The 12,753-nt window shown below is 61.8% G+C and carries 9 protein-coding genes and 1 pseudogene; 4 read left to right on the top strand and 6 right to left on the bottom strand.

Translation table 11 applies throughout. The annotated features are described in order from the left end of the window. Positions 1-105 precede the first annotated feature (105 nt). The 6 genes and pseudogenes from IPF85_RS03360 to IPF85_RS03335 form a co-directional block, all read right to left on the bottom strand. Positions 106-1,270, bottom strand: a pseudogene (locus tag IPF85_RS03360) (DUF262 domain-containing protein). A 177-nt stretch (positions 1,271-1,447) separates the two neighbouring features. Further along, positions 1,448-1,801, bottom strand: a complete 354-nt coding sequence (locus IPF85_RS03355) for an adenine-specific methyltransferase EcoRI family protein (RefSeq protein WP_343406652.1) — start codon at positions 1,799-1,801, stop codon at positions 1,448-1,450. Next, the gene (locus IPF85_RS03350; protein ID WP_343406651.1) at positions 1,740-2,474 is read right to left on the bottom strand and encodes an adenine-specific methyltransferase EcoRI family protein; all 735 of its coding nucleotides are present in this window, start codon (positions 2,472-2,474) and stop codon (positions 1,740-1,742) included. Before IPF85_RS03350 ends, IPF85_RS03355 begins: the two co-directional genes overlap by 62 nt. 239 nt (positions 2,475-2,713) lie before the next feature. Continuing rightward, complete coding sequence (locus IPF85_RS03345; protein WP_343406650.1) at positions 2,714-3,871, bottom strand: hypothetical protein; 1,158 nt, start codon at positions 3,869-3,871, stop codon at positions 2,714-2,716. A 487-nt stretch (positions 3,872-4,358) separates the two neighbouring features. Further along, entirely contained in the window at positions 4,359-5,501 is a 1,143-nt protein-coding gene (locus tag IPF85_RS03340) for an IS91 family transposase (RefSeq protein ID WP_343406649.1), read from the bottom strand. Further along, the gene (locus IPF85_RS03335) at positions 5,498-6,367 is read right to left on the bottom strand and encodes a site-specific integrase (protein ID WP_343406648.1); all 870 of its coding nucleotides are present in this window, start codon (positions 6,365-6,367) and stop codon (positions 5,498-5,500) included. The genes IPF85_RS03340 and IPF85_RS03335 overlap by 4 nt, the downstream gene beginning before the upstream one ends. A 1,464-nt stretch (positions 6,368-7,831) precedes the next feature. On the opposite strand from IPF85_RS03335, the gene IPF85_RS03330 reads away from it, so the two are divergent. From IPF85_RS03330 to IPF85_RS03315, 4 genes are all read left to right on the top strand, one after another. Next, positions 7,832-8,560, top strand: coding sequence for an ABC transporter ATP-binding protein (locus IPF85_RS03330; protein WP_343406647.1), 729 nt, complete (start codon positions 7,832-7,834; stop codon positions 8,558-8,560). A gap of 8 nt (positions 8,561-8,568) precedes the next feature. After that, complete coding sequence (locus IPF85_RS03325) at positions 8,569-9,123, top strand: hypothetical protein (RefSeq protein WP_343406646.1); 555 nt, start codon at positions 8,569-8,571, stop codon at positions 9,121-9,123. Continuing rightward, positions 9,074-9,394, top strand: coding sequence for a hypothetical protein (locus IPF85_RS03320; RefSeq protein ID WP_343406645.1), 321 nt, complete (start codon positions 9,074-9,076; stop codon positions 9,392-9,394). Before IPF85_RS03325 ends, IPF85_RS03320 begins: the two co-directional genes overlap by 50 nt. Before the next feature lie 109 nt (positions 9,395-9,503). Next, positions 9,504-12,602 carry an FtsX-like permease family protein gene (locus tag IPF85_RS03315; protein ID WP_343406644.1) on the top strand — a complete coding sequence of 1,033 codons (3,099 nt, stop codon included), beginning with the start codon at positions 9,504-9,506 and terminating at the stop codon, positions 12,600-12,602. Positions 12,603-12,753: the final 151 nt, after the last annotated feature.

Genomic DNA, 12,753 nt, shown 5'->3' with positions numbered 1-12,753 from the left:
GAGAATGAAGAACCGACTTCACCTGTGGTTGCGAATGGCCGCGTCTTTTATACAACCAACACTGTTTTTTCCGCTACAGACGCCGCCTAACGCGGCACGTCCAAATTATCGATTACCTTTGGCCCGATTGTGGGTAATGCAGAGCATCTGGCAGTTCATGGCCGAACTTTCGCCGCCTTTGCTCCACGCGGAAACGTGGTCGGCGTCCATTTCGTTGAACTTATAGATTCTGCTCTTGTTCGTGGTGTCCCCAAGCGCGCAGAGCGGACAGTTGGACTCGCCCTTGGCCTGGGCCGCTTGCGTCTGCTGAGCGTATGCGACTTGCTTTACCTTGTCATCGAACACCCGAACCGCCAACAACTTCTTGTCTACCGAACCGCCCAAGAGATACTCAAAGATGCCTTTGCGACTCGTCACATACGAATCGGCGGCGAGCCTTTTCACTTCGCCGGACAGCTTCTTCGGATCGTAGGACTTGCCGTGGTACGCCTCGTACAGCCTGCCCCACTCTAACCCTTCATTTCCGGGAGAACGTCGATAAACACGGTTGAAACCCAGTCGATCACGCTGTTGAAGTAGGTCTTCAGCTCATTGATGTTGTGGTCGTGGCGATGCGCGCTCATGTAGCCGCCGATATCGCCCTTGCTCACCCAGTCCAGCGCCCGCTCCAGGAACTCCTGCCGGTTTGCGCTGCCCTTGACGTACGCGCTCCACTTCTGGATGTTCGCGTTCTGGCTGTTGCTGAACTCGGCCTTCGCCAGCGTCACGAACGGCCCTGAGTAGATGGCGTTCAAAAGCTCCTGGGGATTGAGCGGCACCCCGGCGATGTTGATCGTCTCAAACCACTGCTTGATCTCGCTCTCCGTGCCCTCGCACTCGTAGATCAGCAATTTCGAGTCTCGAATCTTGGCTTGTTGGTCGGCGGGCAGGCTGTCGAAGTTCTTTGGATTGCCGTTATCCATGATCGCGAACTTGTTGGTAACGAACCGTCCGATACTGGTGATCCGTTGCTGGCCGTCCAGCACCTCGAACTTGTCCTCGCGACGGTGTTGAAATAGATCAGTCCCAGCGGATACCCCTTGAGCAGCGAATGGATGACCGCCTGCTCCTTTTTGCCGCCGCCGTCCGCATAGATGTAGTTGCGCTGGTACTCCGGCTGGATGGTGAGCTTTCCGCCCAGCCCGAACAGCCCCTTGCCCTCCAACTGGTTGTACACAAACCCGGCGCAGATGTCGGCGACGGTGATGTCGGTTCTCAGGGTGGTCTTCACTTATTCGTCCCTCCTGCGGGCCGGGTGCGGCGGTGGCGGATGAAGATTCGCTGTTGCTGCGTAACTCGCCGCCACTGTATAGGTTTCGTCGTGGGCCGATTCGGATAACCCGCGCGTTCAGCTTGCCGAATTGCTTTCCCGCCTGCGACTTGGGAGCATCTCGTACGCCATCCAGTGTCACTGCTCGTAGCCCAGAATCTCGAACTGTTCGGGGTTGTACTTGTCGAGGAAGGTGATGGGGACGCCCATCATTCCGTCGTAATCGCTGGGGATCGCGTCGGTGAACGGCACTTCGATCGCGTCGTAGTTGTCGTACCGGTCGTAGGCCGCCTTCCCTTGGATCTCCTTGTGCTTGCTGAACTTCAAGTTGTCCGTCATGGTCATGAGGGGCAGCTTCTGGTGGCGGCGGCCATGGTCCAGGTTTGTGAACCAGCCGACGCTTCCGAAACTGACGAGTCCTTTATGCCGTTCACGATCTTCGTCCGCGACTCGGACCTTGATGTCGTAGTGAATGCTGAACTGGGCCACCATCGCCGCCGTTGATCACGCCCAGCCACAACTTGTTGTCCTTGATGAGCGGGAAGGTCTCCTTGTAGGTGATCGCGTTCTTGTTACCGATGATCAGAAACTTCTTCCCGTGCTCCACGAGTTGGGCGACGTACTCACGGAAGAGGGAGAAGGGCGGGTTGGTGACCACGATGTCCGCCTCTTTCAGGAGCGCGACGCACTCGGGGCTGCGGAAGTCGCCGCCGGGGTACTTGTCATTGCCTTTCAACGCTATCCGGGCGGCCTTGTTGCGCTTGAGGAAAAGCTCGACGTCGGTCACGTTCGCAGCGCCGTCGCCGTCCTCGTCTTTCACCTGGTCGAGGATGACGGCGAGCGCCTTGGGCTTCTGGCGCTTGCCATTCCCCTCGTTGTATTCCGGGAATAAGGTGAGCTGGCCGGCGATGGGGGAGCCGTCGTAGCTGGTGGTGATGAGCTTTTTGAGGCCGAGCTTGTTGAAGTTGGCGGCGAAGTACTTGAAGAAGTTGCTCTCGAAGGGGTCGTCGCAGTTGCAGTAGACGACCTTGCCGCGGAAGGTGTCGGGGTCGAACTCCAGGTAGGCCTCGACCTCTTTCTGGATGTCTACATACTGGGTGTAGAACTCGTCCTGCTTGGCCGCCTTCGCGGCGCCCAGGCCTTGGTTCAGCGACTTACTTTCCATGGCGCAATTGGCTTCCTTTTGCCCCGTGCCTTTTTGGGGGCCACCCGGTAACAGCTCCCCTCCCCCCCCCCCCCCCCGTGACCGGGGTACCCCCAACCTCGCCACGGTGGCGAGTCAGGTGGACGCAGGGTTAGGCCCCACCCCTGCCCCCGCCCCCCACTAAAACGAGACCCGTCACCCATAATGGCGAACGGAACTGCCCGACTACCGTCGTAAGAAACCGTCAACCGGGATGATTGTCAATAACATTGCATCACAGAAGTTACCGTATGACAACAGACAAACGTGTATAGTTTGCCCATGTCTCCAAACATTAGCACCCGATTGCTGCCAGCAATGCTCTCATCTGAATTGATTTGGCAGACAAACATCATCACCTGTCCGCATTCTGCACATTTCGGGTATTCCTCATCTTGTATCCAGTCGGGAAGTCCTCCCAGCTTTATGAGCATTTCCGTTTCTGGATTTGAATCAGTGGACTTGCCTAATCGCAGATGTATTTCTGAAAAGACGCCGTCGGCCCTGTTTGCAGCTTCCGAGTTATCAACATCTGTCTGGAACTTGGTACTGGTAGTCCCTTCCAAACAGTCGAAACAATAGAAAATGGGTGCTGTGGTCAACAAGGAGCGATTTTTGAGTGGTTGATCAAGTCTTACCTCACAAATAAAAGTAAGCAATTGGCCGCATCGACAACAAGTAGGCGATTCTACACCCAACCAGCGTGGAGACCCGCCAAAAACGAACGGAATTTGATTCTTCCTCTGTTTCAATATGGGAACCCAAGCGGTTTTGGAAACTGTGTGCCTCGATAGAAGTTTTCGTCTTATGCGGTCGTAGGTCACTACTTTGTCAAGGCAAAAGGGGCGACCGTCTACGGTTAGCCCTTTGTGCTGTTGTGAGATACGCAGCAATCCCTCCGCATCATACTCAAAATACTCATGAGTAAAACTCTCGTTGTAGTGGTATCCGTACTTGAAATTCAGACTGGGGAATGAATGCCAAATCAACTCAGTCAAACAACCGTTTTCGTCGTACTTGTATGTCCACTCGTCAGATATTTCTGGACTCTCCGAAACAAACTTCCCGTAAAAACCAATACCAAGTCGAAATTTCGCGGCTCGTATTGGAACCCCGTCCGTGTATTCGACGTATACCTCGCTAGGGATCGTTCCAGAACCTACCTGGTCAAGTCTGAGCAGTCTTCCTTGTGCATCAAAATACGCTTTAGAGCAATAAGTGCCCGACTTGGCTTCTTTCTCGGAGATTTCTCGCTGGCGGCCAAGATTCGGGAGTGACTCAGCAACATCTAAAAAAGCCAGATCCCGGAAGTATCGATTCTGGGTGGTCTCCCAATCATAGCTGGTGCGGAAGGTCTCAAGTTTGGAGCGTAGCATCACAACTCGATTACCTCACAGAGTTTAGCGTGAGCTTTAATGGCGAGCCGCTCGTCATCCTGGTGATTGACCACAGTGTCGCATGGGATGGCCTAACGGAATATGGGTTATGCGGTGGCCAATAAGACAGCATCGCGCTTTCCGTAACGGTTGAGCCGCCGCATAACCTGAGTTGAACTGAGCCGTCCGGAAAACGTGGGATATGGAATTTGAGAGCCGACTTGCGTGCCTACCCGATGCACAACGAAGCGGCAAACACGCCTGACACGATTCTACACCACAGCGAGAGAAATATCAAGCCCCTTTCTTGGCAACTTTGACAATCTGGCAGGGCCGGTTGCGAGCACCAGCAGCCTAGGTGTCGGCCTCGGCGAGCGCATAGGTGCGCCTGATGGGCGCGTCGAACAAGATGCACCAGCGCAGGCGCTCGCACATGCAGGCCACCACATACATCAACGCTGCGTTTGCGCAACCAGGCGCTGTTGTACGGTTAGGGTGAGGAGCTCTGCGCGGGCCTGGCGCTTGCTGGCACGGGCATGGCCGGTCGCTGGGCGGTTGGACGGATGCTCTGCACAACCTGCATGGGCTGACCGCAGCGTGGACAAAGCACGGTGTGGTCTTGGGCGATCTGCTCCGCGCTCTGTTCTGAAGTCGCTGACGACAACCCTGGCTGAGCCTGCGCCCCCAACAGCGCCTGCACCTGCCGCAACCGATGGCGATTCCCTGGCGCCAGGAGACCGTAGTAGCGCACTTTCACGAAGCCCTTGGGCAGAACGTGTTGCAGGAAACGTCGAATGAACTCCTCAGCCGTCACGGTACTGATGCGCCGGCGCCCTGTGTCGCCTTCCCGATAAGTGAACGTCACCTTGCCATCCTCCACTTTGACAATGCGCTTATTGCTCAGCGCCACACGGAAGATGTATGGCGCCAGATACTTGAGCGCCGTCTGCCCTCGCCCCACCGAACGGCAGTCCACCACCCAGTCTTGGCGCCAGGCCGCCGGCGGAACCTGGTCAAGCAGACCAGCCTTGCGTAGTCCGGCTCGCATCTTGCCCCGAAATAGACGCCCCAGCGGTTCTACCCGTACCAGGAACTTCCGATCTGATGCCAGCCAGCGTTGCCCATCGGCGGCCAATCCACCGCCTGGCACCAAGTAGTGGATGTGAGGATGATAGCGCAAATCGCGTGTCCAGGTTTGCAGCACCCCCATGCAACCAATCTGCCCGCCTACAAAGCGTGGATCGGCGGCCAGTTCCTGCAAAGCTGCGGCCGAGGCGCGAAAGAACAGGTTGTACACCAACTCCTGCTTGCGCCGCGCCAGGTCCCGCAGCGATGCCGGCAACGTGAAGGTCACCAGGAAGTAGGGCACAGGTAGGAGCAGGCTCTGTTGTTGTTCCAACCAAACCTGGCCCGCCTGTTGCTGGCACTTGGGGCAATGACGATTCTTGCACGAGTGATAGCAGTACCATGTCTCATCGCACGTAGCACAATGGTACACCTGCCCGCCCAACGCCTCCGTCCGGCACGCCTCAATCGCCCGCATCACCGCCAAGTGGCTGGGCAACATGTGCTGGCTGTATTTGTCTCGGTAGGCGGGGCCGAACTGACGAAAGATGTCGGCCAGTTCGCTCATGGCAAATCGGCCATTAAGTGATTGATGACAGTCGTGGCCGCGATCTCAGTTTTCGTCGTCAGATGGGTGTAGATGGCCGTGGTCTTGAGCGAACTGTGGCCCAGCCAGATCTGGATCAGGCGCAGGCTCACACCTTCCTCCAGCAGATGCGTCGCCCATGAATGGCGCAGCGTATGCACCGTGGCATGCTTGTGCAGTCCACTTGCCTTCATCGCAGCCTGCCACGCCCGCTGCACCGTACTATCACACAACGGTTGCCGCGCCGCGCTCTCGCCAAGAATGTACCCGCCGCGCGCCGGAAATAGCCAAACTGGATCGCGGTGCGTCAACCAGTGCTGGCGTAACATCGCCAACGTGCGTTCCGGCAGCGGCACATACCGATCCTTGCTCCCTTTGCCGCCCCGCACGTGAACTTGCATACGACCGCTGTCAATATCCCTGACTTGCAGGTGCAGTCCCTCCTGCAACCGCAACCCACAGGCGTACAGCGTGCTTAAGTAGACTCGATAAGGTGCCCGCTCCACCACCGCCAGTGCCCGCCGCACCTCCTCCACACTCAACACCACGGGCAGCTTGTGCTCTTTCTGCGGCCGCACTAACCCAAACCGCTGCCACGCCTGGTGCAGCACTTGCTCATACAAGAACTTGATCCCGCACAGCGCAATCGTCACGCTGGCGCGCGCGGCCTTCTTCTCGTTCGTCAGGTACAGAAAATACGACCGCAACTCCTCCACCGTAATCTGATCCGGCGCCTTACCCACGCGCCGCACCAGCTGCGTCACCGCATGCAGGTACGTCTCCTGCGTCCGCACCGACATGCCGCGCAACTGCATCTCTTCCAACATCCGTTGGCGTAACTCACCCATCGCCATCCCTCCTGTGCTTGTTTACGGGCTGTTACCCGCACAGAAAGCATAGCTCATTTACACGAAGATGAAAATGGAGATCGTTCGCAGAAGCAAAAACTGGCGAGGAGAATATGGAAACCCTTTGCGCACGAAACGTCGGGATGACTACCTGCGCAAAGCGCTTAGTTCAACTTGTTATTATGCGGAAACCATTCCACCTAATCCCCCGGTGGGGCGCAAAAAGCGGATTGTTGCCCTCCCGCCCAACATCGTATGGACAGATGATCTCCGCCGGTTTACAACTATAGAGCGATATGCACGGACTGGAATTCGGCGTCCCAAATGCTGAGCATACGGGAATTTCCTTCGCTATACGCTCCAAGTATTATATCATAAACGTAGTGCGTCAGAAAACCCAAAACACTTGGGCACTTGGGCCACGGCCAAGGACTAGACAAGAAGCCCCTCTATCCCTCCAGACTGATGTCATCATGTTGGGTTCTCCCCTTGGGCTAATCCAAGACAACACCTCCAATCAACACCAAAGTGTCTATACACTAACACCGTATTGCAGATATTCTACTTGTGCATTGAGCAAGTGGCGCAGACCGGCAGGACTGGAATAACAGAAAGGAAGGAAAAAATGAAAAGGATCGTTACATTCATACTCATTCTGACAGCACTGGCAGCCTGCACGGCGGCGCCCCCGACTCAGGTGGCGCCTGAACCTGCGGCGACAGACATGCCTCAGGCGGGTATGCCCAATCCTGCCTCGGTCTATTGCACGCAGGGTGGCAATAAACTCGAAATTCGCACTGCTGCCGATGGCAGTCAATCCGGGATCTGTGTTTTTCCGGATGGCAGCGCCTGTGACGAGTGGGCCTATTTCCGGGGAGAGTGCGGCCCGACACCTGCCATGACCGTTGAGGCAACTCCAACAGCAAGCGGTGGCCCAGGAGGAAATGCCTCAGGGCGGCAACCAGAACCGGCGGGGGGGGGGGGGGCCCGGGGGGCCCCGGGGGGGAATCGGGGGGGCCGGGGGGGGGGGGGGGGGGGGTGGGGCGCGGGCGGGGGGGAGCGGGGGGGGGGGGGGGGGGGGGGGGGGGGGGGGGGGGCCGGGGCCGGGCGGGGGGGGGGCCGGGGGGGGGGGGGGGGGGGGGCGGGCCCCGGGGGGCGACCCCCGGGGGCGCGGGGGGGGGGGGGGGGCGGGAAACGGGCCCAGGGGAAAGGGGGGCGGGGGGGGCCGGGGGGGCCGGGGGGGGGGGGGGGGGGAGATTCGGGGGGGCGGGGGGGGGGGCGCGCGGGGGGGGGGGGGGGGGGGGGGGGGGGGGCGCGGGGGGGGGGGGGGGGGACCCCCCCCCCCGGAAACAAACGCTCCCCCGTTCCCCCGCGGGGGGGGGGGGGGGGGGCGAAGGGGGGGCCCCGGAACCAATCATCCTGGCTCGAAACATACACAAAACCTTCCGCAACGGCAAGATCGAGGTGCATGCCCTGCGCGGCGTGGATCTGTCCATCGCGGCCGGCGAGATGGTGGCCGTGATGGGGCCATCGGGGTGCGGCAAGACGACATTGATCAACTGCCTTTCCGGCCTGGACAGCTTCGATGAGGGAGAGGTAGAAATCGAAGGCACCTCCCTGCGGGCGATGAGCGACCGGGCGCGCACCAGCTATCGGGCCAGACGCATGGGCTTCGTGTTCCAAACCTTCAACCTGCTCCCCGTCATCACGGCGGTGGAGAACGTCGAACTTCCCCTCTTGCTCAGCGGCGTCCGCCCGCGGGAGGCCCGGCAACGTGCCCTGCGTGGCCTGACCCAAGTGGGACTGGCCGATCGCGCGGAGCATCGCCCGGCGGAACTCTCCGGCGGCGAGCGCCAACGGGTGACCATTGCGCGGGCGCTGGCCAGCCAACCCGCGATCGTCTGGGCCGACGAGCCTACCGGCAACCTGGACACCAAGTCGGCCGCGGATGTGCTCACGCTCATGCGCGACTTGAACCGGGAACAGGGTCAAACCTTCGTGATCGTCACCCATGACCCCAAAATCGGTGACCTGTGCGACCGCGTCATCCGCATGCAGGATGGCGAGATCGTGGCAGATGTGCGCGATGAGGCGCCCCCAATCGGCATCACCGCAGGCGATCGGCCCGATGGGGTAGATGGAGGTGCCGATCCCCGCACCGGGACGTCCGGCGCCGTGGCGGCAGGGGAATAGGGGCAACCATGGCACCTCAACTTGGATCAGGCTCGGCCCAAACATGGGCCATCGGACTCCTTGTCGCCGTGGCGCTGGTCCTGCTCTATCTGGTCGTGATGGGGCTGCGCAACCGCACCATTGCCAAACTGGGTGTGCGCAACATTCCCCGTCGACGCTCCCAGTCGGCCCTCATCATCCTGGGTCTGACGTTGAGCACCATCATCATCGTCAGCGCGCTCAGTATCGGCGACACGCTCAGCTACTCGGTGCGCCGCCACGCCATCACCGCTTACGGCACCATCGATCAGGTGATCTCGCCGCCCTTGCTCTCAGTGCTGGCCGGACTCGCCACGAATGCCGCGGAGGGGGATAATCCAACCGACGCCCTGGCCGGCTCCGAGCTGTCCGGCTTGCTGGAGGGGGACCTGCTCAGCATCCTGGGCTTGCTCCAGAAGGGGTTGCCGGGCATCAGCGAAGGCGCGCTACGCCCAACTCCGGGATCAGGCCCAGGCAGACCCGGCCACCGCCGCCGTGGTGGATGGGCTGGCGCCCTCCATCGCCTTCCCGACCATTATCCGTGACCGGACAAGCGGCCAGGGCATCCCGCTGGGTTTCATCGTGGCCGTGAACAACGAATACGACGAGCAGTTCGGTCTCACGACGGTGGATGGGGAGCCGGTGCAGATGGAGGACCTGCGCACGGGCGTGGGGAACATCTTTGCCCAGGCCAGCAACCTCTTTCGCTGGGCGGACAGCATCGGCATCAACGTGGAAAGCGTGGCCGCCGGCGTGGCCCAGGCCGGCGCGCTGATCACCCAGGGTCAGGGACTGCTGAATGAACTCGCCCGGTAGCGACCCACAGCCGAGCCGCCCCCCCCGGACCCACTCTGCCCTTGACTGAGACCCTGGGCCCTCGGCGCCGGACACAGGCCAGCCGGATATCGCCGCCCTGGGCAGGGCCTTGTCGGGGGGCAATCTCGACCTGGCCGCGGCGGGAGCGGCGTTGGGCTTGAACACGGACGCGATCCTCAGCGCGGTGAACCTGAACACCCTGGGCATGGAGATTGACCGCGTCCTGGAGCAGGTGGGGCTGGAACTGCGCCAGGGGGATGTTTACCTCAACCGACTGGGCGCGGAGCAGCTCAACGCTAAGCCGGGAGATGTGCTGGACGTCTTTATCGGCCCCATCCCCGTGCCCTTCCGGGTGCGAGCCGTTGTGGAGCAGGCCGGCCCCTTGGGTGCGCTCAAGCCGGTGGTCATGCTGCGGCTGGATGAAGCCCAGGAACTGCTCTTCATGCCGGGGCGGGTGAACAATGTGCTCGTCTCCAACACCGGGGATGCCTACACGGGCATGGCGAACACGGCGGCCGCGGCCCGGCAACTGCGAGCATTGGCCCTGAACGAGGCCGCCCTAACAGAGTTGGTCGCCCTGCTCCGGGAACCGGACGTGCTGGCTGCCATCGCGGCCGGCGCGGACGGCTCCGCCCCGTCCACCCTGAGTCGAGAGGAAGAGGACATGGCCGACTTCATGGCCTTCTTCGGCGGGGGGACGGGCAACGTGGCTCTGGCCGAGCGCACGCCCCTTCTGGTCGCGGAACTGGCGGGACCTGGCGTCTCCCCGGAGCTGCGGGTGATCCTGGCCCAGCCGGACATGCAGAGTTGGCTGCGGAGACTGCCCCTCCCAGGCGAGACCGGAGACAAGCTGGACGAGATCCTGGGCCGGATCAGCGATCTGGAAGTGCTGGATGTGCTGAGCAAGAACACGGTGGTCGCGGCGGCAGGGATCGGCGGCACGGTCTTTACCACGGTCTTCACCATCTTTGGCATCTTCTCCATCTTCGCCGGCGTGCTGCTGATCTTCCTGATCTTCGTCATGTTGGCGGCGGAGAGGCGCAGCGAGATGGGGATGGCCCGAGCCATCGGTATGCAGCGGGGCCACCTGGTGCAGATGTTCGTCTCCGAGGGCATGATCTACGATCTGGTGGCCGCCGCTCTGGGCATCGTCCTGGGGCTGGCCATCTCCTACGCCATGATCGGCTTTCTGGGCGGCATCTTCAACACGGCGGCCCAGCAGATCAGCAGCGAACTTTCCAGCAGCCTCTTCACCTTCCGCTTCAACGTCGCCCCCACGTCAGTGGTGATCGCCTACACCCTGGGCGTGCTCCTGACCTTTGCCGTCGTCACCGTCTCCTCCTGGCGGGTCAGTCGCCTGAACATCGTCTCGGCTATCCTGGACACGCCGGAACCGGACGGGGGCGAGCGGGGCACGGGCAAGCTGATCGGGCGGCTGATCACCGGCCCGCTGACCGTGGCCGTGGGTGTGTGGCTCACCTTCGGCGTGGCGGGCGGAGGGTCGGGCGTTCTACTGCTGATCGCGCTCTCCATGGTGCTGGTGGGCGGGCTGCTGAGCGTGAGCTGGGCGCTCTCGGCGACGTCCATGCGCACGGAACGCAGGCGACGGCTGGTCTATACCGTCATGGGCCTGGGTCTGGTGCTCATTTGGGGGCTGCCCTGGGAGACCTTGGCGCCCGGCAGGGGCTTCGGCTTGCTGCAGCAAGATCCCCGATGGACCGTCCTCTCGCTGGTGGTAAAGGGTCCGGCGCTGATCCTGGGCGGCATCCTGGTCATCATGTTCAGCGCGGACATCCTGCTGCAGACGGTGAGCCGGGTGCTGGGCGGCATCGGCCCGCTGACACCGGTGCTCAAGACCGCCATCGCCTATCCACTGACCAGTCGTTTCCGCACCGGCGTGGCCATGGTCATGTTCGCCATGATCATCACCACCGTGGTGCTCATGGCCGTGGTGATCCAGGCCACGGAAAGCGTCATCGCGCCGGACGCCAAGGGCAGCGCCGGCTTTGAGATCAGCACGTCGTTTGGCCTGCTCAGCTTCTTTGACCGGGTGACGGATCTGGAAGCGGACTTAGCCGGGATGGAGGACTTTCCCCACGACGATGTGGCGGCAGTGGGGGCCATTGTCAACCCCATGGTGGACGTGCGCCAGGCGGGCCCCGGCACGCCCGGGCAGTGGCATTCTCTCACGCTGACGGGCATGGACGAACGCTTCATGGCCCAGGCCCGGGGGATCTACACCTTCCAACAGCGAGCGGCGGGGTTCGAGGACGACGCCGCGGTCTGGCAGGCGCTGCTGGAGCGGGACGACGTGGCGATCGTCACCCCGTTCCTGGTGGCCAATCCCGACAGCAGCTACGAAAGCTCCAGAGGCGGCGGTGGCAACGACTTGATGGCAACCCTCGGCGGGCTCGCCGAGGAGGCCGGCTCTCAGGCTGACACGCCGGCCACACAGGGGGAGTTCAGATTCCGGCTGACCGGCTTCACGCGGGCGGATGATCTGCCGGAGGTGTGGCTGGAGCTGCGGGATGAGTCGGGCGGACAGGTGCGCATCCACCGGGTGCAAGTGATCGGCGTGCTGTCGGACATCACCACGGTCAGCATGAGCTCGGTCCACGTCAACAGCCGGGCCATCGCCGCCGTCACCGGCGAGGACGTGAAGCCGGACGCCTTCTTCATCAAGGTGACCGAGGGCGCGAACGTGCGGGAAGTAGCCCAGGAGGTGGAGCGGGTCTTCCTGAGCTCCGCGCTGGACGCCACGGTCATCGCGGACAGCTCCGCCCAGGGCCAGGCATTGACCCGCGGCATCCTGCAACTGTTCCAGGGTTTCCTGGCCCTCGGGCTGCTGGTGGGCATCGCCGCCCTGGGCGTGATCAGCGCCCGCACGGTGGTGGAGCGACGGCAGCAGGTGGGCATGCTGCGGGCCATCGGCTACCAGCCTGAAATGGTCGCGCTCTCCTTTGTGCTGGAGGCCAGCTTCATCGCCCTGGTGGGCATCGGCCTGGGCACGGCTGCGGGCATCCTGCTGGGACAGGCCATCATCGGCCAACTATTCAGCGTCATCACGGCCGGGCGCACCCTGGCCGTGCCGTGGAGCCAGATCGGGATCATCGTCCTTGGCGCGTACCTTTTCTCGCTGCTTACCACCATCGTACCCGCGATCCAGGCCTCGCGCATCTATCCGGCGGACGCGCTCCGCTACGAGTAGGGAGGACATTCTACAGGGCGAGCCACGGCTTCCCGGCCTGCTCATGCGGGCCGGGAAGCTTACTTTCAGTATGCTCACCTTCATGAGTGGGCCGGTCTTTTCCCGCCCGAATCCGCGCCGGGCCCCTCCCGTGCTGGATATGCCCATTCCG

The organism is Candidatus Amarolinea dominans (genome assembly GCF_016704685.1).
Classification (GTDB): Bacteria; Chloroflexota; Anaerolineae; order SSC4; family Amarolineaceae; genus Amarolinea; species Amarolinea dominans.
Note: the sequence above shows the minus strand (reverse complement) of the source record. Positions and strands in the feature narration are given on the sequence as shown.

Excerpts from the sequence above, each read along its gene's own strand:
- IPF85_RS03325 (WP_343406646.1), top strand. The coding sequence starts at position 8,569 with ATGGCACCTCAACTTGGATCAGGCTCGGCCCAAACATGGGCCATCGGA.
- IPF85_RS03350 (WP_343406651.1), bottom strand. The coding sequence starts at position 2,474 with ATGGAAAGTAAGTCGCTGAACCAAGGCCTGGGCGCCGCGAAGGCGGCC.
- IPF85_RS03335 (WP_343406648.1), bottom strand. The coding sequence starts at position 6,367 with ATGGGTGAGTTACGCCAACGGATGTTGGAAGAGATGCAGTTGCGCGGC.
- IPF85_RS03340 (WP_343406649.1), bottom strand. The coding sequence starts at position 5,501 with ATGAGCGAACTGGCCGACATCTTTCGTCAGTTCGGCCCCGCCTACCGA.
- IPF85_RS03355 (WP_343406652.1), bottom strand. The coding sequence starts at position 1,801 with ATGGTGGCCCAGTTCAGCATTCACTACGACATCAAGGTCCGAGTCGCG.